Raw genomic sequence first — 21,170 nt, forward strand, 5'->3', positions numbered from 1 at the left:
TGATCCCGATCAGGCGTTCGCTTCGCGGATCTTGTCGGCGGCGTCCTTGTCGAACGCGATGCCCTTGTCGGCCAGCATCGTGTCCAGTTCGCCGGAGAGCGTCATCTCGGTGATGATGTCACAGCCGCCGACGAACTCGCCCTTGACGTAGAGTTGCGGGATCGTCGGCCAGTCGGAATAATCCTTGATGCCCTGCCGGATACCGTCATCGGCCAGCACATTCACGTCGGTGTAGTCCACGCCCATGTAATTCAGCACGCCGGCCACCTTGGACGAGAACCCGCATTGCGGCATCGCCTTGGTACCCTTCATGAAGAGAACGACGTCGTTGGCGTTCACGGTCTCGTCGATCTGGGTCTTCGCATCCGACATGGATCAGCTCCTGTGTGTTCCGTTGCGGCGCGGCACGAAGGCGCGCGCGTATTCCTGGGGGTCCTGCGGCACCCGCGTCACAAGGCGGTTTCCGCCGCCGCCGGCACCCGAGCAGTATTCGCTGACGATCTCGGTGTAGCCGTCGCCGGGCGGGATGCCGCGCGGGCGCCCGCCATCGTCCTGCCGCGCCTCGGCGCGCATGATCCAGAGCGCCCGCAGGGCCAGCACGAGGATGATTCCGCCCCCGATGATCGCCGAAAAAAGGCTCATTCCGGCACCCGCGTCGTCAGGGCGAGGGCGTGCAGCTCGCCATGTGCGCCGTCCATCTTGCCCTTGAGCGCCGCATAGACCGCGCGCTGCTGGGCGACGCGGGACTGGCCGCGAAAGCTCTCGTCGACGATCTCGGCGGCATAGTGATTGCCGTCCCCCGCGAGGTCCGTGATCGTGATCCGCGCATCCGGAAAGCCTTCGCGGATGAGATCCTCGATTTCGCGTGCCTGCATCGCCATGGCCGTCTCCGTTGCCGTCCCCTCCTAGCTAGGCAAGGGGCGCGGCGGGGGCAAGGTCATGCGGCGCGTCGCCGGGACGGCGGGTCAGCCGTTGCAAGGCGCGGGGCGCGCGCGTAACCCGATGGAATGCGTATTCTCTTCCTCGGCGACGTCATGGGGCGCGCCGGGCGCCAAGCCGTCACCGATCGTCTGCCCGGACTGCGCACCGACTGGCGGCTGGATGCGGTTGTCGTCAACGGCGAGAACGCGTCTTCGGGGCGGGGTCTGAACGCGGCGCAGGCGGCGAACCTCTTCGAGGCGGGCGCGGATGTCGTCACGCTGGGCGACCATGCCTTCGACCAGAAGGACATGGCCCGTGCCATCGAGGACGACCCGCGCATCCTGAGGCCCGTGAACTACGCCAAGTCCGCGCCGGGCCGCGGCGCGCGCATCTATGAGATCGGGGGCCGCAAGCTCCTGGTCGCGCAGGTTCTGGGCCGGGTCTTCATGTCGCGGCAATATGACGATCCTTTCGCGCCGGTCGACACGATCCTCAAGGGCCAGACGCTGGGCCGCACGGTCGATGCGATCCTGATCGACATGCATTGCGAGGCCACGTCCGAGAAGATGGCGATGGGCCACTTCTGCGACGGGCGCGCCAGCGTCGTCGTCGGCACGCACACTCATGTTCCCACGGCGGATGCCTGCATCCTGCCCGGCGGAACAGCCTATCAGACCGATGCGGGCATGTGCGGCGACTATGACAGCGTGATCGGCATGCAGAAGGCCGAACCCCTGCGCCGCTTCGTCGTCGGAATGCCCAAGGACCGGTTCGAGCCCGCGACCGGCGAGGCGACGCTCTGCGGCCTCTTCGTGGAAACGGACGACACGACGGGGCTGGCGTCACACGTCGCGCAGGTCCGGGTCGGCGGTCGTCTGGGGCAGTCGGCGCCATGACGCGGCCTTGTGCGGGGCGGCCCTCGCGGCACGGGGCGCGCACGTGACCTGGCTCGACCTGCCGCAACAGGCCGAGGCGTGGGTGACGCTGGGCGTGCTGGTGGCGATGCTGGCGCTTTTCATGCGCGAGACCTATCCGACGGAAGTGGTCGCCATGGGTGGCGCGGTCCTGCTGCTCGCGCTCGGCATCCTGCCCTACGAGGCGGGCGTGGCCGCGCTGTCGAACCCGGCGCCGTGGACGATCGCGGCGATGTTCCTCCTGATGGGGGCGCTGGTGCGCACCGGCGCGCTCGACTGGTTTACCCGCTTCGCCGAGGGGCAGGTGGGCGCGCGTCCGCGGCTGGGCATCGCGGTGCTTCTGGCCTTCGTTCTCGTGGCCTCCGCCTTCGTGGCCAACACGCCCGTCGTCGTCGTGATGATCCCGGTCTTCGTGCAACTGGCGCGCTCGATGGGGCTGGCGCCCTCGAAGCTCCTGATCCCGCTCAGCTATGCGTCGATCCTTGGGGGGACGATCACGCTGATCGGCACGTCGACGAACCTCCTGGTCGACGGCGTGGCGCGCGCGCGCGGGCTCGAGCCGTTCTCGATCTTCGAGGTCTCGCCGCTGGCGATCCCGCTGGCCCTGATCGGGATGGCCTATCTCTATCTCGTCGGCCGCCACCTCCTGCCGGAGCGCACCTCGATGGCCGCGATGCTCGGCCCCCGGAAGGCGGCCAAGTTCTTCGCCGAAGCCGTCATCCCGCCCGAATCGAACCTGATCGGGCGGGAGGTGCTGGACGTGAAGCTGTTCCAGCGCGAGGGCGTGCGCCTGATCGACGTAGTGCGGGGCGATGCCTCGCTGCGGCGTGCCCTGAAGGATGTGACGCTGCGCGTCGGCGATCGCGTGATCCTGCGCACCGAGATCGCCGAACTCCTGACCCTCCAGCGCAATCCTGACCTCAAGCGGATCGACCAGGTCGGTGCGGTCGAGACGGCGACGGTCGAGATCCTGATCACGCCGGATGCCAAGATGGTGGGGCGGCGGCTGGGGGCGTTGCGCCTCCGGCGGCGTTACGGCGTCTACGTGCTCGCGCTGCATCGGCGCGACCGGAACGTTCAGGGCCAACTCGACGACGTGACGGTGCGCGTGGGCGACACGCTGCTCCTCGAGGGCGCGGCCGAGGACATTCACCGCATGGCCGCCGATCTCAATCTCGTGGAGGTCAGCGCGCCTTCGGACCGCGCCTTCCGGCGCGAGCGGGCTTGGATCCCCGTCGCGGCCGTGACGGGGATCGTCATCCTCTCGGCCTTCGATCTGGCCCCGATCTTCGCGCTGGCGGTCATGGGGGCCGTGATCGTGCTGATGACCCGCTCGGTCGATGCCGACGAGGCGTTCGGCTTCGTCGACGGGCGCCTCCTGGCGATGATCTTCGCGATGCTGGCCGTGGGCGCGGCGCTCGAGGCGTCGGGCGCGGTCGAGATGATCGTGAATGCGGTCGCGCCCTGGCTTCGAGGGCTGCCCGACCCGCTCTTGGTGCTGGCGGTGTTCACGCTGACGACGGTGCTGACGGAAACAGTGTCCAACAATGCCGTAGCGGTGGTCGTCACGCCCATCGCGATCGCGCTCGCTTCGGCGCTCGGGGTCGATCCGCGCCCGCTGGTCGTCGCGGTCATGGTGGGGGCGAGTTGTGCCTTTTCCACACCCATCGGCTACCAGACGAACATGCTGGTCTATGGCCCCGGCGGGTATCGGTTTACGGACTTCCTCAAAGTCGGTATCGGCATGAACGTCATCGTCGCGCTGGTCTCGGCCGTCCTGATCCCGGTCATCTGGCCGCTCTGAGAATACGCTTGCGGAGGTTTCCATGCGCCCTGTCCTGTTCGTCCTGCCGCTGGCGCTCTGCGCCTGTGTGCCGATCACCACGACCGGCGACGGGGCAGAGGCGGTCGCGGGGCCGCCGCGCGTGGCCGGTGCGGTCGCGACCGGCAGCCGGGTCAACATCCGCATGACCGACGGCGCGCGCTGCGTCGGTATCCGCCCCGAGGGTCAACAGTCGGGCTGGTCCGGCGTGACCGGCGACTGCGCCTACCAGTTGCCCTACACGGTCAGCTACAAGCAGGGCGGCAGCACCGCGCGTTTCACCATCGAGGACCCGCAGGGGATCGACGTCTCGGGCGGCCAGCTGGGCGCGCGGGCCGAGATCTTCGTGACGGACGTGGATGGCACGCGCCGCCTCTTCGTATCGCCGCTGGGCTCGAACGTCCGTCTCAGCACCGCGCCCGCGAGCTGAGCGACCGGAGGGGCAGACGCCGGCGCGGTCCGAGATATTAGAAAGGTTCCGAGCGGCGCGTTCTGCGCGCGGCCGAGCCGTCTATTCGCCAGCGAGCAGCATCGTGGTGCCGCCATCCGGCCGCGTGGGGGAGAGGCCCGGCGGCGCTTCCCGTCCGCGTTCGACCAGGCGCGCCAGCGCGTCGTTCAGACGGCGGCGGGCGGCGGGGTTGTCGCCCTGGTGGTGCAGGATATGCCCGGCCAGCAGGGCCTGGAGCCACGGCCGATCGGTTCGGTCGAGCTTGCGCATCAAGCCCGCGAGATAGTCGGCATCGTTGCGCCGCCGCCGCCAGAGTTCCGCGAAGCCGGTGGCGTCGAGCGCGTCGTTCCCCGCCATCGCGACGAGGCGGTCGAGAATGCCGATCCGGGCCAGTGCACCCCAGATATCGCCGCCCGCATGGGCCGCGGGGAGGCGGATGACGTGGTCGCCGCGAAAGAGGCTGGCATGCATCGCATCGGTCGCACGGGTGGGGTCGGTCACGACAAAGACCTTCGCCGCCGCGTCGATCAGGTCGGCGGCATTGCCGTAGCGCGGCCCGAAGGACATCGCGCGGCTGGACCGGAAGCGGTGTTCCCACGGGGTGACGTCGCGGTCGAGCGTGGCATAGGGCTGCGCGAGGAAGACCAGCGCGCCGGGCGACGCGACGCTGAAGGCCCCGGCGGCATAGGCGCCGATCCCGCCCCCGGCGAAGACCACCGTGTCGAATTCGTCGAAAAAGCCGTCATCCGTCAATTCGTCGAAGAAATCGAAGAGCTTGCGGTCGCGGAACCATGTGCGGCCGTCGGCCATGATCGTCAGGGTGGAATAGTTGCGCTTGCGTGCGGGCCCCGCACTCCAGGGCAGGCCACCGGGCCCGGACCGCACAGCGTCGAGATCCTCGAACGAGACCAGAAGGTTCGGCCCGCTGCGCCGCAACAGCGCCAGATGCGACTCGCCCACGTCCCGCAGGAAGCCCCCCGCACCCGCCGAGGCGTCGAGCGCCTGGCGGTGCGCCGCCCGGGACAGGGTCTCGGGCGCGTCGGCTGGGTCGTCGGCATCGGCCATCAGGCGATTCCCTCCGGAACAGTTCGGAACGCGTTCGACGCTCAGGCTAGCGCGAAAAACCTTAACGTTCAGGCACAAAAACGCCCGGTTTGCTTGATATTCCAGGCGCATTGTCCCCGTATCGCGATCAGTGACCGTCTTTTGACCCTGCCGTCCGGGAATTCGCCTCAATGACCGACCCCGCCCGTCCCCGCATCACGGTGGTGACCTGCCTGCGTGACGAGGGGCCCTTCATCGTCGAATGGCTGGCCCATCTGCGCGCGCTCGGGGTGGACCGCGTGCTGGCCTATTCGAACGATTGTCGCGACTGGACCGCGGCGCTGCTGGACGCGCTCTCACCCGCGGGCGTCACACACGTGCCGCAGGGCGATATCCGCGACACGCCGGGGCCGGCGCCACAATGGCGCGCGCTCAGGGCGGCCTGGGACCATGACGCCTGCGCCGGTGCGGATTGGCTTCTGCATCTCGACCCAGACGAATGGATCGCCCTCGACGGGCCGGGCGACCTCGCGTCGCTGATCGCCGCGGCGGGCGAGGTGGACGGGATCGTGATGCCGTGGCGCCTCTTCGGGTCGTCGGGGCGGCTGACCCCCGGTTCCGGCCTGACGCCCGAGCGGTTTCGCCGCGCGGCCCCGGTCGGGCTGGCCTACCCGGCGCTGGCGAGTTTCGTGAAGACGCTGTTCCGGCGCGCCGGCCCGTTCGAGGGGTTCGGCATCCACCGGCCCCGGCAGGTGGGCGTGCCGCGTCTCGTGGACGACACGCTGGCCCCGCTCGACGAGTTCGCCGCCGCGCCCTCGCGCATCCTGCTCTGGCGCGGAGGCACCGCGCCCGCAGGCCGCCGCGTCCAGCTCAACCATTATTCCGTCCGCTCGATCCACGAATTCCTCGTCAAGCGCGGGCGCGGCCTGCCGAACCATGTGGGCAAGGCCATCGACCTGACCTACTGGGTGGAGCGCAACTTCAACCAGCATGAGTGCGACATGATCGATCCGCAGCTCGACGCGGTGCGGGCCGAATGCGCCGCCTTGCGGGCGCGGCCCGGCGTGTCCGAGGCCGAAGCCGCCTGCCGCGACGCCCATCGCGCCGCGCTGGAGGCCGTGCTCGCCACCGAAGAGGGCGCGGTCCTCTGCGGCCGCCTCGCGCTCGCCGGCGGCTCGGTCGCGCCCGATGCACGACTGGGGCGCGCGCTGGTAAGGCTGCGCCAGAGGGCGTCGCGATGATCGAGACCCGCCGCCTGTACGGCCGCGTCGTCGACGGCATCCGGGTGCTCGATGCGCTGGATGCGGGGAACGGGACCATCCGCGTATTCCTGGGGGCAGGCACGGACCCGAAGGCCGTCCGCGCGGTAGAAGGCTTCGCGCCGACCGGCGTCCTGGTCCATGGCGGCGCGCTGATGGTGCGCGGCACGGGGGCGGCGCATCTGCCGATGGGCGAGGGGGCGGCGCTGCCGTCGGCCCCCGCCGAGCCGGAGCTGTTCGACGGCCTGCGGGTCATCATGGGCGCGCGCAACGGTGAGACCCCCGCGCTGGTCGCCCAGTGGCTGCGGCACCACGCGGCCCTTAGGGTCGAGGCGGCGCTGATCCTCGACCGCACCCGGCCGCATGAGACGCCGCTGGCCGAGGGGCTGGCCGAGATCGAGGGCGACCTCCCCGACATGGCGCGCGTGGTCATCGTCACCTCGCCCCTGCCGCTAGGCGAGGGGCCGTCCGAGCGCCATCCGGTCAGCGCGCCGGACGCGCCCGGCAAGGACCGCATGGACGTCCCCGCCGACGATCCCTGGACCGCCGTGATGCGTGAGAACGTCATCTGGGAGGCGTTTCGCTGGCGGTTCCTGACCCGGGCCCGCGCGGTGGCGTTCCTCGATGTCTCGGATCTTCTGCTGCCGGGGGAGCGGGACCCGTTCAACGCGCTCGAAGCGTCAGAGCTGGGGGTGATCCCGCTTCTGGGTCGGCGGATCTATCCGTGGCGCATCCGGCCCGGTCTCGCGCCGACCTTCGGCGATCATGTCTGCACGCTGTTCGACAGCACCGGGGGCAACCGCCGCTGGATGGCCGACCCGCGCCGTATCCCCGAGGATCAGCCGTTCCGACTGGTGCGTATCGGCGGGCTGAAGCCCGACCCCGAAACCGCCGCATCGTTCCAGAGGGCGATGGGCGCGCGGACCTCCGAAGATGCGGGCCTGCCGCTCGCCCCGAAAAGCGGGCTGATCCTCGACCAGGATCTGCTCGCCCGGGCCCGCGAGGCATTCGGGGGCGACCCGATCCTGCCGCCGGTCTCGCGCGATGCGGGCGGGACGGACCTGCCTGCGGACCTGCCGGGGCGGACCGCGATCGTGACCTGCATGAAGAACGAGGGTCCGTTCATCCTCGAATGGCTGGCCTATCACCGCGCTATCGGCGTCGACGACGTGCTGGTCTACACCAACGACTGCACGGACGGGACCGACACGCTCCTCGACCTGCTCCAGGATCACGGCATCGTCCAGCATCGCGACAACCCGTTCCGAGACACCGACATGAAGCCGCAGCACGCCGCACTTGCCGCCGCCGAGGCCGAGCCCATCATGGCGCGCGCGGGCTGGGCGGTCTGCATGGACGTGGATGAATTCATCTGCATCCACGCGGGCGAGGGCCATCTGCGCGATCTCTATGCCGCGGTGGGCGACGCCAACATGATCTCGATGACGTGGCGCCTCTTCGGGAATGCGGACCTGACGGCGTTCGAGGATGCGAGCACGCTGGCGCGCTTCACTCGTTGCGCGCCCGAGCTGATCCGCAAGCCGCACCAGGCGTGGGGGTTCAAGACGCTGTTTCGCAACGTGAACGTCTACAAGAAGATGGGCGTGCACCGGCCCAAGGGCCTCAAGCCCGACCTACGCGAACAGATCACATGGGTGAACGGCTCCGGCGACCCGATGCCCGAGACAATGCTGCGCACGGGCTGGCGGTCGAAGATCGACACATATGGCTACGACCTGGTGACTCTGAACCACTACGCCGTGCGCGACGCCGAAAGCTTCCTCGTCAAGCGCGACCGGGGCCGCGTGAACCATGTCGAGCGCGATCAGGGCCTGGGTTATTGGTTTCGGATGAACAACAACGCCGAGGAAGACCGCGCGATCCAGCGGATGCTGCCCGCGATGCGCGCCGAGATGGACCGCTTGATGGCGCTGCCGGGCGTGGCCGAGCAACACGCGGCCTGCGTGGCGGCGCATCGCGCGCGGATCGCCGAACTGAAGGGTGGCGACGCCTTTGCGGGCTTCTACGCCGAGATCACCGGCGACCGGATGCAGCGGCTCAGCCGGATGCACACGCATTTCGGGGCGAATGTCTTCCTCGCGGGGCCGGACGTGGTGCCCGACGACGTGGTCGCCGGTGACCATCCGCCCGAGTTCTTCTTCACCGTCGACGGGGTGGAGGAGACCCAGCACTAGCGGGCCGCCCTAGCCGTCGCAGATCTCGCGCAGGCTTTGCCACGTCGTGTCGTCGATGATCGGCGGAAGCTCGGTCAGCGGCGCCTCGCCGCGGTCCAGACCGGCATGGGCCGCGAAGGCGGGCCAGGGCAGCCGGGCAGCGGCGAAGCCCGCGCGCAGGGTCTCGGTCGTGGCCAGCGGCGCCTCCGAGAGGAGAAGCGACTCGACATGCGCGTCGATTGCGTCGTCGGGCACCGCGCCCGACCCTAGGAGCCGCGTCAGGTCGATCGGCCCAAGACCCGCGAGGAAGCGCTGGATCGGTGGCGCGAGGCGCGCGGTGACGATCGCCGCCAGGAGATGCCCGGCCGCGACTTCGGGGTCGTCCTGTGTCACCAGCACCGTGTCCGACAGCGCGATTAGCCCGCCCGGCAGTGCCAGCGCGGGCTGCGGCAGGTCGCGCAGCACCGCGACGCGGATATTCGCGGTCGGCGATAGGCGGGTGGCGAGATTGGCCAGCGCCTCGTCCCCGAGGATGGTGCCGCAAGGCGGGCCGGTCAGTTGCGTTAGACCCATCAGCATCCGCTCGCCGATCTGTTCCCGCTGCGGCGCGGGCATGACGTTGGCCGCGTGGTCGCGCAGGGCACCGGGCAGCCACATCAGGAGAGTTCCGACGACTAGTCCGGCCACGAGGCCGACGGTCACGCGGCGCAGCGCACCGGGCCGCCGCCGCCCCATCTCGACCGCGTCGGACACGCGGTCCAGCGCGGCGATCATCTCGGGCTCGGCGATCTCCAATTCTTCCTCGGCGCCGGGTGCGGGCCGATAGCGGGCCGGCACCTCGCCGGGATTGATCCTGTCGAGCGCGGGCAGCGACCAGTGGCTGAGTGCCACCCCGGCGCGGTCCTGCACCACCAGTTCGGCCTCGCCGATGGCGACATAGACCTCGCGGCGCTGGGCATCCGCCGTCTCGCGCCAGAGCGCGGTCGTCTCGAACCGGTCGAGGCCGTCGAGCGCGGTCACGCGGCGCCGGCCTCGGCACGCACGCGGTCGCGGAGGACGAATTTCTGGATCTTGCCGGTCGAGGTCTTCGGCAGCGTTCCGAAGGTCACCGATTTGGGCGTCTTGAACCCGGCGAGGCGGGCGCGGACGAAGGCGATCAACTCGGCCTCGGTGGCTTCGGCGCCGTCCTTCAGCTCGACGAAGGCCGCGGGCACCTCGCCCCATTTATCGTCCGGCCGCGCGACCACGGCGCAGAGCGACACCGCGTCGTGATGCATCAGCGCGCCCTCGACCTCGACCGACGAGACGTTCTCGCCGCCCGAGATGATGATGTCCTTGGCGCGGTCCGCGATCTGGATATAGCCGTCGGGATGCTTGACCGCGATGTCGCCCGAGCGGAACCAGCCGCCGGCGAAGGCCTCGGCTGTGGCTTCGGGATTGCGGTAGTAGCCTTTCATCACCGCATTGCCGCGCATCGCGATCTCGCCTTGCGTCTTGGCGTCGGCAGGGACGGGGGTTCCGTCCTCGGCAAAGACGTCCACGCCCTCCATCATCGGATATGCGACGCCCTGCCGGGCGCGGAGCGCGGCCTTCTCGGCCTCGGGGGCGTGCGACCAGCGCTCGGGCTGCCAGACGTTCTCGACGACGTGGCCGTAGGTCTCGGTCAGGCCGTAGACATGGGTTACCTCGAACCCCGCCTCGGCCATCCGCGCCAGCGTCGCGGCGGGCGGCGGCGCGCCCGCGGTATAGACCTGCACGGTGTGGTCGAAGTCGCGTCGGTCTGCGGCGGGCGCATTGACAAGACCGTTCAGCACGATGGGCGCACCGCCGAAATGCGTGACGCCGCGCTCGGCGATCTCGGTATAGATCGCGGCGGCCGTGACGTCGCGCAGGCAGACGACGGTGCCGCCCAGCACGGGCATCATCCAGGTGTGGCACCAGCCGTTGCAGTGAAACAGCGGCACGACCACGAGGACGCGCGGATGCAGGACCATCCGCCACGAGATTACGGTGCCCATCGTCATCAGGTAGGCGCCTCGATGGTGGTAGACGACGCCTTTCGGCCGTCCCGTCGTGCCGGAGGTATAGTTGAGTGCGAGGCTCTCCCATTCGTCCTCGGGCATGATCCACGCCATCTGCGCGTCGGCGTCAGCCAGCAGGTCCTCGTAGACGGGGTGGCGTCCGCTGGCGGGGTGACCGGCCTCGGCGTCCGGGACCTCGATGATCGCGGGGGGCGCGTCCAGCGTGGCGCAGGCCTCTTCCACCAGATCGAGGAACTGCGTGTCGGCCAGCACCACCTTCGCGCCGCCATGCCCGAGGATATAAGCCACCGTGTCGACATCGAGCCGGGTGTTGATGGTGTTCAGGATCGCGCTGCAGGCGGGCACCCCGAAGCTGGCCTCGACCTGCGCGGGCACGTTGGGCAGCATCGTCGCCACGACGTCGCCCGGCCGCACCCCGAGCGCCGCCAACATTGCGGCCTGCCGGGTCACGCGGTCGCGGTACTCGGCATAGGTCCAGGAGCGGTCGCCATAGACCATCGCCTCGCGCTCGGGCCAGATCGCCGCCGCGCGGTTCAGATGCGACAGCGGCGTCAGCGCCACGTGGTTGGCGGGTCCGCGCTCCAGCCCGGTCTCGTCCTCCATCCAGCCCATGCCGTTCCCCCGTTGCGCGACGCCTGCCCGGCAGGGATAGTGGCGCGACCGAGGGGGCGGAGACAAGGGCACATGCAGGACAGACCGCTGGCCGCCGCCGGCTCGATCCTTCTCGCCATGGTGATCATCGGCTTCATCGACCAGTTCGTCTCCGTCATCGCCGAGACGTCGAGCGTGTGGACGTTCCATTTCCTGCGGTCGCTGATGATGCTGGCGCTGGCGGTGGGATGGCTCGCGCTGCGGGGCGACTGGCCGGTCGTGCGCGCCTGGCGCGGCGTCGCGGCGCGCGCGGCCTTCGTCGCCACCGCGATGATCATCTATTTCGGCTCGCTCGGGTTTCTTCCCGTGGCCCAGGCGGCGGCGGGTCTCTTCACCGCGCCGATCTGGATCCTGATCTTCTCGGTCGCGGTCTTCGGGCTGCGGATCGGGCCCGCGCGGATCGCGGCCATATTCCTCGGCTTCGCGGGCGTGATGGCGGTCCTGTCGCCCGACCTGTCGGACCTGACACTCGGGACTTTCGTACCCGTCATCGCGGGCGCCTGTTACGCCATGGCGGCGATCGCCACGCGCGAATGGTGCGCGGGCGAGGCGACGGTGACGCTCGCCATGGCGGTGTTCGTCATGCTGGGGCTCTACGGGCTCGCGGGGATCGGGATCGTGGCCGTCATCGGGGCAGGGGACGATTTCGTCACGCGGGGCTGGGTCACGCCGGATGCGGCGACGCTCGGGATCCTTCTCCTCCAGGCCGTGTGCAGCCTCGTCTCGGTCCTTCTGCTGACGCGCGGCTACCAGCTGACCGAGGCGTCGAAGGCGTCGGTCTTCGAATACAGCGTTCTGGCCACCTCGGCGTTCTTCGGCTGGCTGGTCTGGGGCGACGTGCTGATGCCGACCGGGTATCTCGGTCTCGTGGCCATCGCGGTGGCGGGTGCGATCATCGCGTATCGCGGGCGGACGCGCGAGGTCGCGGCATGATCCTGTCGCCCGGGCGCGGCTATGCCTTCGTCCATGTCCCGAAGACGGGCGGCACGGCCATGGCGCTGGCGCTGGAGGCGCGGGCGCAGGCGGATGACATCCTGATCGGCGACACGCCCAAGGCCGTGCGGCGGCGCGGGCGATTGAAGGGCGCGAAGGCGGCCGGGCGGCTTTGGAAGCACTCGACGCTGCGCGACGTGCGGGGTCTTCTGCCGGACGCGGTGCTCGACGCGCTTGTGCCGGTCACGCTGGTGCGCAACCCGTGGGATCGGATGGTCAGCTACTATCACTGGCTCCGGGCGCAGGAGTTCGACCATGCCAGCGTGGGTCTGGCCAAGGCGAAGTCATTCGATGCGTTTCTCGCCGATCCGCTGACCGAGGCCCAGATGCGCGCGCATCCCTATGCCTCCTACGTGGCGGGAGGAGGCGACCCGATCTTCATCCGGCTGGAACATCTCGCGACCGACCTGCCGCCTTTCGAGAAGCTGCTCGGCTTCAAGATCGACATGCCGCGCGTGAACCGTTCGGAGCGTGCGGCGGATTGGCGGGGCTATTACGACGCGGACGCGCGCGCACGGGTGGCCGAGATTTGCGCCGACGACATCGCGCGGTTCGGCTACGGCTTCGACGGCTGAGACGCGGCCGTCAGCGGAGCGTCCAGCTTTCCTCGGTCGAGTGGCCGCGCTTGGCCTGCATCACGATCAGCGTCTCGCGGATATAGAGGTGCTTGCAGTCCTGCTCGACCTCGATCCCATCGATCCGGGTCCGATGACACAGCGCGCCCCGGTTCCAGACCCAGCCGCCGGACACCGTCGAGCGGTCCTTTCGCCCGCCGATCCCGCCATTGCCGGCGAAGATCAGCGTTCCGCCGAACTCGTCGACCAGCGTTCGATCTGCGACCAGCATGCGGAACGCGCGTTCCGAGTTGATCCGCGTGAAGTCCAGCGCCTGCGCCGTCGTGGCGCAAGCGAGGGTCGTGAGGATCGTGGCCGTGATGAGGGCTTTGAGTTTCATGTCCCGTCTCCCATTCGGTTGGGGGGCTTCGGGACAAGTGGTGACCGCGGATTCGGGCTGCGTCGTGAAACGGATCGGGCACGTTCGGGAAACAATGAGGGCAAGGCGCCGGGCCGAGGACATTGCGACCGCGTCGGCGCATCGCCTTCTTTGCTCCCGAAATATGCCTGGGGGCCCGGGGGGCCTGCCCCCCGGCTGGAGGCTTGGTCCAGGGGGCTGGCCCCCCGGACCTCCGGCGTCAGGCCGCCTTGGCCGCCTGTGCGCCGTAGAAGGTCGACCCGTCCTCGGCCATCCGGCGCAGGAGCGCGGGGGTCTCGAACCGGGCACCATGCGATGCGGTCAGGGCCTCGGTCGTCTCGACCGCCCAGTCGGCGCCGACGATGTCGAGCCACGAGAACGGCCCGCCCGACCACGGCGCGAAGCCCCAGCCGAGGATGGCGCCGACATCGCCCTCGCGGATGTCGAGGAGCACATCCTCCTCGAGCGCCCGCACGGCTTCGAGCACCTGCGCGAAGAGCAGGCGGTTCTGCACCTCGTGGAGGTCGGGCTGGTCGTCCGCGACCGGGAACCGCTCGGACAGCCCGTCCCACAGGCCTTGGCGCTTCCCCTTGTCGTCATAGGCGTAGAAGCCCGAGTTCGACTTGCGGCCCAGACGGCCCTCGGCCTCCATGAAGAACAGCACCTCATCGGTGGTGTCGTCGTAATCGGCACCCATCGCGGCCTTGGTGGCCTTCGCGATCTTCACACCCAGATCGACGCTCGTTTCATCCGTCAGCTGGAGCGGGCCCAGCGGCATCCCGAGAAGCTTGGCCGCGTTCTCGATCAGGGCGGGCGCGACGCCCTCCTTCACCATGCGGATGCCCTCGTTGATGTAGGGGATGATGCAGCGGTTGGCGTAGAAGAACCGCGCGTCGTTCACCACGATAGGCGTCTTCCGGATCTGGCGCACGAAATCGAGCGCCTTGGCCACGGCGACGTCGCCCGTCTGCTTGCCCTTGATGATCTCGACCAGCAGCATCTTGTCGACGGGCGAGAAAAAGTGGATCCCGATGAACTGCTCGGGGCGCACGCTGGCCTTGGCCAGCTCGGTGATCGGCAGGGTCGAGGTGTTGGTGGCGAAGATGGCGTCATCGCCGATCACGGCCTCGACCTTCTTGGTCATCTCGGCCTTAACACCGACGTCCTCGAACACCGCCTCGACGATCAGGTCGCAGCCCTTCAGCGCGTCGAGATCGGTCGTGGCAGTGATGCGCCCGAGGACCGTATCCTTTTTTTCCTGCGTGACGCGTCTGCGGGCCATGCCCTTGTCGAGAATGCCCTCGGAGTAGGACTTGCCCTTGTCGGCGGCGGCCTGCTCGCGGTCGATCAGAACGACCTCGATCCCGGCCTGCGCGCTGACATAAGCGATGCCCGCACCCATCATGCCCGCGCCGAGGATGCCCACCTTGGAGACCCGCTGATCGGGCACGGAAGGGCGGTTCGCGCCCTTCTCGAGCGCTTCCTTGTTGATGAAGAGCGAGCGGATCATCGCCTCGGAGGACGGGTTCATCAGGACATGCGTGAACCAGCGCGCTTCGATCTTCAGCGCCGTGTCGAAGGGCACGAGCGCGCCTTCGTAGACCGCCGAGAGCAGAGCCTTGGCCGCCGGATAGACGCCTTGCGTCTTGCCGTTTACCATCGCGCTGGCACCCACGAAGGTCATGAAGCCTGCCGGGTGATAGGGCGCGCCGCCGGGCATCTTGTAGCCCTTGGCGTCCCACGGCTTGACGATATCGGCATCGGTCGCCGACAGGACCCATTCGCGCGCGGCGGCCAGCGGGTCGGCCACGACCTCGTCGATCAGGCCAGCGGACTTCGCCTTCTGCGGATCGCTGAGCTTGCCTTCGAGGAGGAAGGGCGAGGCGGCCATCGCGCCCATCTTGCGGGCCAGCCGCGTCGTGCCGCCCATGCCGGGGAAGATGCCGACGAGGATTTCAGGCAGGCCGATCTTGGCCTTGGCGTTGTCGGCGCAGAAGATGCGGTGACAGGCGAGCGGGATCTCGAGGCCGATGCCCAGCGCCGTGCCGGGCAGGGCGCAGGCGACGGGCTTGCCGCCCTTGAGGGTCTTCGGGTCCATGCCCGCACACTCGATCCGGCGCAGGATGCCGTGGCTCTTCATCAGGCCGTCGAACAGGCCCTTCGCGGGGTCGTCGCCCGCGCTTTCCTTCATTTTGGCGATGACGTTGAGGTCCATGCCGCCGGCGAAGCTGTCCTTCTTGCCCGACGTGATGACGATCCCCTTCACGGCATCGTCGGCCAGCGCTTGCGTGACGCAGGCGTCCAGGTCGTCCCAGCCCTGAAGGCTGAGGACGTTCATGGACTTGTCCTTCACGTCCCAGGTGATGACGGCGACGCCGTCGGCATCGGTCTCAAGGGTGAAATCGGTCATGGGGGTCTCCCGGTTCGGGTTCAAAGATCGCTCCCGTCGCCTTCGGGGGCGCGGGGCAGGAGGATGGGCCAGCGGGTGTCGGCGACGACCTCGGAGGTGGAGGCCACCTGCCAGATTTCGCCCGCGGCCTTGAGGGTCAGGCGGTTGAGATAAGGCGGAACGAGGCGGACCCCGTTGCGCAGGATGTGACTTTCATGGGTGCCCTCGATCGTCGTGCCTTCGGCATCGAGGAACACGGCCTCCTTGGCGATACGGATGTAGTCGGTGGCGCCGTTGCCGCGCAGCGAGGCGCACATCCCCTCGACGGTCGAGACCATCTCGTCCTCGGTCTCGATGCGGATCGTGCCGCTCATGGTTCGCACGAGGTGCGGCAGCGGGATATGCGTCAGCACCGTCGTCGCATCCCCGGCAAGGATGGCGGGTGACAGGATGTCGAGGACAGCCTGGTAGATCTCCCGCGCCGTGCCGGGGTCGAGGCTCGCGTCAGCTGGCATATCGATCTCCGTAACGTACATCCGAGGGGCGGAAGGACCGCAGCGTCGTGGTCGCGCAGAACGGCACGACGATGCGCCCCGACAGCCACTGTCCGTCAACGCGCCGCAGCGCCATCCGGCATTCGAACGGCGGTGCCACGTAGTTCCCGCCGCGCAGCACGTAGGTGACGTGCCGTCCCTCGATCAGATCGTCGTCGCCCGGGACGAACTCGGCCAGAAGGCAGACGCGATGATAGGCCGAGGCCCCGATCTCGCTCAGGCTGCGCCGGAACGCCTCCGTCGTCGCGAGGAGGGCGTCCCGGTCGAGGCGTTCGACCTGGCCGGTCTCGATCTCGATGACGTGCGGGTACACCTTCAGGTCCGCGACCGCCGCGAAGTCGCCGTTCCACAGCGCCTCGCTCACCCGGTCGAGATGGGCCTGGTAGATGTCCCGCGCGTCGCGCATCAGATGCGCTCGATGATCGTCGCGGCACCCATGCCCGACGCGACGCAGAGCGTGGCGAGGCCGTTGCCCTGACCCGTCCGCTCGAGCTCGTCGAGGAGCGTCCCGATGATGATCGCGCCGGACGCGCCGAGGGGGTGGCCCATGGCGATGGCACCACCGTTCACGTTCAGCTTGGAATGGTCGACGTCGAAGGCCTGCATGAAGCGCAGGACGACCGACGAGAACGCCTCGTTCACCTCGAAGAGGTCGATGTCGGAGATCGACATGCCGCTATCGGCGAGGATCTTCTCGGTCACGGGCACGGGGCCGGTCAGCATGATCGTCGGATCGGTGCCGATCTTGGCGGTCGCCTTGATGCGGGCGCGCGGGGTGAGACCCCATTTCTCGCCGAAGGCCTTGTTGCCGATCAGGACGCCCGCGGCACCATCGACGATGCCCGACGAATTGCCGGCGGTGTGGATGTGGTTGATTGCCTCGAGATGCGGGTACTTCATCAGTGCGATCTTGTCGAAGCCGGGCATCACCTCGCCCATGGCCTGGAAGGCGGGGTTCAGGCTGCCCAGCGACTGCATGTCGGTGCCGGGGCGGATATACTCGTCATGGTCGAGGATCGTCAGGCCGTTGACGTCGCGGACGGGCACGACCGAGCCGTCGAAGCGCTTGGCTTCCCATGCCGCGACGGCGCGTTTCTGGCTCTCGACGGCGAGGGCGTCGGCATCGTCGCGGCTGAAGCCGTACTCGGTGGCGATGATGTCGGCCGAGATGCCCTGGGGCACGAAATAGCTGTCCATGGCGATGGACGGGTCGACCGCGATGGCCGCGCCGTCCGAGCCCATGGCGACCCGGCTCATGCATTCGACGCCGCCCGCGATGTAGCCGTCGCCTGCGCCGCCCGCGACCTGGTTCGCGGCGAGGTTCACGGCTTCCATGCCGGAGGCGCAGAACCGGTTGATCGAAAGGCCGGGAATGCGCTCGTCGAGATTGGAGGCCAGCACGGCGGTCCGGGCAAGGCAGCCGCCCTGTTCGGCGACCTGGGTGGCGTTGCCCCAGATCACGTCTTCGACGGCGTGACCCTCGAAGCCGTTGCGCTGGGCGAGGTTGTCGAGCACCTGCGCCGAGAGACGGGCGGCGGTCACCTCGTGCAGGCTGCCGTCCTTGCGGCCCTTGCCGCGCGGCGTGCGGATGGCATCGTAGATATAGGCTTCGGTCATGTCGGGACTCCGTCTTGGCGATCCGAGGGATTGCCGGGCATCAGATCGTAGGGGTGTTTCCAGCCCGGCCGCGCCGCGATGCGGTCGAGCCAGGCGTCGATTGCGGGCCATTCGGCGCGGTCGAAGCCGAAGGGTTCGGGATAGTAGAGATAGCCGGAGCAGGAGATGTCGGCATTGGTGATGCCGTCGCCCACGATCCAGTCGCGCCCCGTGAGGTGCGCGTCGAGCGTGCCATAGGCGGCGCGCAGACGGCCAAGGTTGAAGTCGATCACGGGCTGCGGGCGCTTGGCCTCGGGCAGGAAGTTCATCAGGAAGCGCGTCATGCCGGCGACCGAGCTGAGCTTATGGTTGTCCCACAGGACCCAACGCAGCACCTCGTATTTCTCGTCGCCATGTCCGGCATGCAGGCCGCTGCGGTCGCTGACCCATTGCTGGATCGCGCCCGATTGGCTGAGCCGGACATCGCCGTGGACCAGAAGCGGTGCCTCGCCCATCGGGGCCCCGTCGCGCCACTCGGCGGTCCGGGTCTGGCCGCCGAAGAAATCCACGAAGACCGGCGCCCACTCCAGCCCCGCGAGTTGCAGGGCGAGTGCGGCCTTGTAGCTGTTTCCACTCTCGCCGAAGCAGTGGAGCTGGATCGTCATGTCGGCGCGTCCTCCCTGAACGGCGTCACTGTAAGCCCCCCGAAGCCGGGGGCCAGCCCCCGGACCCCCGACATATTTCGGGAACATCGAGGGCGGTTTTCGGATGGCCACTCGCGGTGCGGCCACCCGAACGGTCAGTCGGCGGCGTCGCGTGCCGCGCGCTTCTCGAGCATCGCTTTATGCAGACCCAGCCGGTGGGGCAGATTCTCGCGGTGGGCGATACTGTCGAGGTTCTCGAAGACGAAGCTCAGCGCCTCGCCTTCGCCCAGACCCGTCTCCTCGGCAAAGGTCCGGAGGCGGCGGTAACCGGCCTCGGACATCTGCGCGGGAAAGCGGCGGGTCAGGCGTTGGGCGCGGGGCATGGCATCTCCGGTAAGCGTTCGGCCCGCGCACGGTGCGCGGGCCGATCCGTGGTCATCAGAACGCGGTGGCTTCGAGGCCCATGATCGTGTCCGGGCCGGTCTGGATCCGTGCGAGATGCATCGACGTCGCCGGAAGCTGGCGCGCCATGTAATAGCGCCCCGTTGCGATCTTGGCTTCGAGGAAGTCGCGATCGGCGCCCGGCTCGTCGAGCTTGAGCTGCGCGGCCTTGGCCATCCGGGCCCACATCAGGCCGAGGCAGACATGGCCCATCATGTGCATGAAGTCATACGACCCGGCCAGCGCGGCATTGGGGTTCTTCATGCCCTGCTGCATGAAGTACATGCCCGCTTCCTGCAGGTCCTTCGATGCGGCCTTGAGCGGGTCGATGAAGCCCTTCATGGCCTCGTCGTCCTTGTGCTCGGCGCAGAACGACTTGACCATCTCGAAAAAGGCCATGACGTGCTTGCCGCCGTCCTGTGCGAGCTTGCGGCCCACAAGGTCGAGCGCCTGCACCCCGTTGGCGCCCTCGTAGATCATGGCGATCCGGGCGTCGCGGGCGAACTGCGACATGCCCCATTCCTCGATATAGCCATGGCCGCCATAGACCTGCTGCGCGGCAGTGGCGTATTCGAAGCCCTTGTCGGTCAGGAAGCCCTTGATGACCGGCGTCAGCAGCGAGATCAGGCCGTCGGCATCCGCGTCCTCGTTTCGATGGGCGCGATCGATCATCGTCGCACCCCAGAAGGTGAAGGCGCGGGCACCCTCGACGAAGGACTTCTGGTCCATGAGGTTCCGGCGGATGTCCGGGTGGACGATCAGCGGATCGGCCGGGCCATCGGGGTTCTTGGTGCCGGTCACGTCACGGCCCTGAAGCCGGTCGAGCGCGTAGGCCAGCGCGTTCTGATATGCGATCTCGGCCTGGGCGTAGCCCTGCAGGCCGACGCCCAGCCGCGCCTCGTTCATCATGGTGAACATGGCGCGCATGCCCTTGTGCTCGGTCCCGAGCAGGTAGCCGGTCGCCTCGTCGTAGTTCATCACGCAGGTCGAGTTGCCGTGGATGCCCATCTTCTCCTCGATCTTGCCGACCGAGACACCGTTGCGGGCACCGATATTGCCGTCGTCATCGACAAGGAACTTCGGCACGATAAAGAGCGACACGCCCTTGATACCCTCGGGGCCGTCCTTGATCTTCGCCAGCACGAGGTGGACGATGTTGTCCGCCATGTCGTGGTCGCCCGCCGAGATGAAGATCTTCTGCCCGGTGATCTTGTAGGAGCCGTCGGCTTGCGGGTCGGCCTTGGTGCGCATCATGCCCAGATCGGTGCCGGCGTGGGGCTCGGTCAGGTTCATGGTGCCGGTCCACTCGCAGGAGACCATCTTCGGCAGCCACTTGGCCTTCTGGTCCTCGGTCCCGTGCACGTAGATCGCCGAATAGGCGCCGTGGGTCAGGCCCTGGTACATGTTGAAGGCCATGTTGGCCGCCGACATGATCTCGCCCACCGCCGTGTGCGCGACGTAGGGAAGGCCTTGGCCGCCATAGGCCTCGTCGGCGTCGAGCGCGGTCCAGCCGCCGTCGCGCACCTGGTCGAACGCGTCCTTGAAGCCCGTGGGCGTGCGCACGATGCCATTCTCCAGCGTACAACCTTCGGTGTCGCCCACCGCGTTCAGGGGATGCAGCACCTCGGTCGCGAGCTGGCCCGCCGCATCGAGGATCGCACCGGTGAAATCGCGGTCGAGATCCTCATAGCCGGGCACGTCCTGCTCGGAGATCCGGAGCGTGTCGTGCAGGACGAACTGCATGTCCTTGGTGGGGGCGGTGTAGCTGGGCATCGTCGTGTCTCCCTGGGTCTTTCGGTCGTAGGGGCGGCACCGGGCCGCCCAAGATTCGTGTCGGTCAGCCCGCCTTGCGAGGCTGCATATCGGCCATCATGCGCTGGCCCCAGCGCAGCTGCTCTTCCAGCTCGGCGATGGCGGCATTCAGCTCGTCGCGCTGCACGATCATGCTGTCGAGACGCTCGCGCCCGATCTCGTAGCTGCGGCTGAGCTGGGTGAACTGCCCGTCGCCAAGATCGTAGAGATCCAGAAGCTGGCGAATCTCCTCGAGCGAGAAGCCGAAGCGCTTGCCGCGGAGAATCAGCTTGAGGCGGGCGCGGTCGCGACGGGTGAACCAGCGACGCTGGCCTTCGCGCTGTGGAAACAGCAATTCTTTTGCCTCGTAGAAGCGCAGCGTGCGCGGCGTGACGTCGAACGCGTCGCACATCTGTCTGATGGTCATCAGGTCGTCTGACATACCGGGTCCTCGTTATCCGTTCGTTCGCCGTGCGACATGCGAATTCCGGCCCGCTTCTACAAACATGGCTGAC

Annotated in this window: 22 protein-coding genes; 7 read left to right on the forward strand and 15 right to left on the reverse strand. The window is 68.3% G+C overall.

Annotation, left to right across the window (positions count from 1 at the left end; genetic code table 11):
* Positions 1 to 9: 9 nt before the first annotated feature.
* Genes grxD through ACK8OR_RS01200 form a run of 3 tightly spaced genes read right to left on the reverse strand, consistent with a single transcriptional unit; the run spans position 10 to position 881 of the window.
* Positions 10 to 372: a Grx4 family monothiol glutaredoxin gene (gene grxD, locus ACK8OR_RS01190; RefSeq protein WP_410187650.1), complete on the reverse strand. Its 363-nt coding sequence runs from the start codon at positions 370 to 372 to the stop codon at positions 10 to 12.
* Between the two features lie 3 nt (positions 373 to 375).
* A complete protein-coding gene (locus ACK8OR_RS01195; RefSeq protein ID WP_410187651.1) occupies positions 376 to 642 on the reverse strand; it encodes a hypothetical protein in 267 nt (88 codons plus the stop codon).
* Complete coding sequence (locus ACK8OR_RS01200; protein WP_410187652.1) at positions 639 to 881, reverse strand: BolA/IbaG family iron-sulfur metabolism protein; 243 nt, start codon at positions 879 to 881, stop codon at positions 639 to 641. Before ACK8OR_RS01200 ends, ACK8OR_RS01195 begins: the two co-directional genes overlap by 4 nt.
* A gap of 126 nt (positions 882 to 1,007) precedes the next feature.
* Between ACK8OR_RS01200 and ACK8OR_RS01205 the strand changes: the two genes are divergently transcribed.
* From ACK8OR_RS01205 to ACK8OR_RS01215, 3 genes are read left to right on the forward strand one after another with little or no spacing between them, the layout of a single operon-like run.
* The gene (locus tag ACK8OR_RS01205) at positions 1,008 to 1,817 is read left to right on the forward strand and encodes a TIGR00282 family metallophosphoesterase (protein ID WP_410187653.1); all 810 of its coding nucleotides are present in this window, start codon (positions 1,008 to 1,010) and stop codon (positions 1,815 to 1,817) included.
* 43 nt (positions 1,818 to 1,860) lie between these two features.
* Complete coding sequence (locus tag ACK8OR_RS01210) at positions 1,861 to 3,639, forward strand: SLC13 family permease (protein WP_410187654.1); 1,779 nt, start codon at positions 1,861 to 1,863, stop codon at positions 3,637 to 3,639.
* Positions 3,640 to 3,661: 22 nt separating this feature from the next.
* Positions 3,662 to 4,087, forward strand: coding sequence for a hypothetical protein (locus ACK8OR_RS01215; RefSeq protein WP_298431183.1), 426 nt, complete (start codon positions 3,662 to 3,664; stop codon positions 4,085 to 4,087).
* 81 nt (positions 4,088 to 4,168) lie between these two features.
* Here ACK8OR_RS01215 and ACK8OR_RS01220 read toward each other — a convergent pair whose 3' ends face one another.
* On the reverse strand, positions 4,169 to 5,170 hold the full coding sequence (locus ACK8OR_RS01220) for a phosphoadenosine phosphosulfate reductase (protein WP_410187655.1): 1,002 nt from the start codon (positions 5,168 to 5,170) through the stop codon (positions 4,169 to 4,171).
* Positions 5,171 to 5,340: 170 nt separating this feature from the next.
* Here ACK8OR_RS01220 and ACK8OR_RS01225 point away from each other — a divergent pair, with 170 nt between their 5' ends.
* A complete protein-coding gene (locus tag ACK8OR_RS01225; RefSeq protein WP_410187656.1) occupies positions 5,341 to 6,390 on the forward strand; it encodes a glycosyltransferase family 2 protein in 1,050 nt (349 codons plus the stop codon).
* On the forward strand, positions 6,387 to 8,603 hold the full coding sequence (locus tag ACK8OR_RS01230; RefSeq protein WP_410187657.1) for a glycosyltransferase family 2 protein: 2,217 nt from the start codon (positions 6,387 to 6,389) through the stop codon (positions 8,601 to 8,603). Before ACK8OR_RS01225 ends, ACK8OR_RS01230 begins: the two co-directional genes overlap by 4 nt.
* A 9-nt stretch (positions 8,604 to 8,612) precedes the next feature.
* Here the strand turns inward: ACK8OR_RS01230 and ACK8OR_RS01235 are convergent, their stop codons facing one another.
* Complete coding sequence (locus ACK8OR_RS01235) at positions 8,613 to 9,602, reverse strand: hypothetical protein (protein WP_410187658.1); 990 nt, start codon at positions 9,600 to 9,602, stop codon at positions 8,613 to 8,615.
* Positions 9,599 to 11,236: an AMP-binding protein gene (locus ACK8OR_RS01240; RefSeq protein WP_410187659.1), complete on the reverse strand. Its 1,638-nt coding sequence runs from the start codon at positions 11,234 to 11,236 to the stop codon at positions 9,599 to 9,601. The genes ACK8OR_RS01235 and ACK8OR_RS01240 overlap by 4 nt, the downstream gene beginning before the upstream one ends.
* Positions 11,237 to 11,308: 72 nt before the next feature.
* Between ACK8OR_RS01240 and ACK8OR_RS01245 the strand changes: the two genes are divergently transcribed.
* Together ACK8OR_RS01245 and ACK8OR_RS01250 are read left to right on the forward strand one after the other, a co-directional pair.
* Positions 11,309 to 12,208 (forward strand): DMT family transporter, encoded by a 900-nt coding sequence (locus ACK8OR_RS01245; protein ID WP_410187660.1) that lies wholly within the window; start codon positions 11,309 to 11,311, stop codon positions 12,206 to 12,208.
* Complete coding sequence (locus tag ACK8OR_RS01250) at positions 12,205 to 12,843, forward strand: Type II secretory pathway, pullulanase PulA (protein WP_410187661.1); 639 nt, start codon at positions 12,205 to 12,207, stop codon at positions 12,841 to 12,843. Before ACK8OR_RS01245 ends, ACK8OR_RS01250 begins: the two co-directional genes overlap by 4 nt.
* Before the next feature lie 10 nt (positions 12,844 to 12,853).
* Here the strand turns inward: ACK8OR_RS01250 and ACK8OR_RS01255 are convergent, their stop codons facing one another.
* The 9 genes from ACK8OR_RS01255 to ACK8OR_RS01295 form a co-directional block, all read right to left on the reverse strand.
* Positions 12,854 to 13,222 carry a hypothetical protein gene (locus tag ACK8OR_RS01255; RefSeq protein ID WP_410187662.1) on the reverse strand — a complete coding sequence of 123 codons (369 nt, stop codon included), beginning with the start codon at positions 13,220 to 13,222 and terminating at the stop codon, positions 12,854 to 12,856.
* Between the two features lie 238 nt (positions 13,223 to 13,460).
* Positions 13,461 to 15,650 carry a 3-hydroxyacyl-CoA dehydrogenase NAD-binding domain-containing protein gene (locus ACK8OR_RS01260; RefSeq protein WP_410187663.1) on the reverse strand — a complete coding sequence of 730 codons (2,190 nt, stop codon included), beginning with the start codon at positions 15,648 to 15,650 and terminating at the stop codon, positions 13,461 to 13,463.
* A gap of 20 nt (positions 15,651 to 15,670) precedes the next feature.
* A complete protein-coding gene (locus tag ACK8OR_RS01265; RefSeq protein WP_410187664.1) occupies positions 15,671 to 16,144 on the reverse strand; it encodes a hypothetical protein in 474 nt (157 codons plus the stop codon).
* On the reverse strand, positions 16,134 to 16,589 hold the full coding sequence (locus tag ACK8OR_RS01270) for a hypothetical protein (protein ID WP_410187665.1): 456 nt from the start codon (positions 16,587 to 16,589) through the stop codon (positions 16,134 to 16,136). Before ACK8OR_RS01270 ends, ACK8OR_RS01265 begins: the two co-directional genes overlap by 11 nt.
* Positions 16,589 to 17,800, reverse strand: a complete 1,212-nt coding sequence (locus ACK8OR_RS01275) for an acetyl-CoA C-acetyltransferase (protein WP_410187666.1) — start codon at positions 17,798 to 17,800, stop codon at positions 16,589 to 16,591. Before ACK8OR_RS01275 ends, ACK8OR_RS01270 begins: the two co-directional genes overlap by 1 nt.
* Complete coding sequence (locus tag ACK8OR_RS01280; protein ID WP_410187667.1) at positions 17,797 to 18,444, reverse strand: glutathione S-transferase family protein; 648 nt, start codon at positions 18,442 to 18,444, stop codon at positions 17,797 to 17,799. The genes ACK8OR_RS01275 and ACK8OR_RS01280 overlap by 4 nt, the downstream gene beginning before the upstream one ends.
* Positions 18,445 to 18,578: 134 nt before the next feature.
* A complete protein-coding gene (locus tag ACK8OR_RS01285) occupies positions 18,579 to 18,806 on the reverse strand; it encodes a hypothetical protein (protein WP_410187668.1) in 228 nt (75 codons plus the stop codon).
* A gap of 55 nt (positions 18,807 to 18,861) precedes the next feature.
* Positions 18,862 to 20,637 (reverse strand): acyl-CoA dehydrogenase C-terminal domain-containing protein, encoded by a 1,776-nt coding sequence (locus tag ACK8OR_RS01290; protein ID WP_298431213.1) that lies wholly within the window; start codon positions 20,635 to 20,637, stop codon positions 18,862 to 18,864.
* 64 nt (positions 20,638 to 20,701) lie between these two features.
* Entirely contained in the window at positions 20,702 to 21,097 is a 396-nt protein-coding gene (locus ACK8OR_RS01295) for a MerR family transcriptional regulator (RefSeq protein ID WP_298431216.1), read from the reverse strand.
* Between the last annotated feature and the right edge of the window lie 73 nt (positions 21,098 to 21,170).

The sequence above is a fragment of the Jannaschia halovivens genome (assembly GCF_046452375.1).
GTDB classification, from domain to species: Bacteria; Pseudomonadota; Alphaproteobacteria; order Rhodobacterales; family Rhodobacteraceae; genus Jannaschia; species Jannaschia halovivens.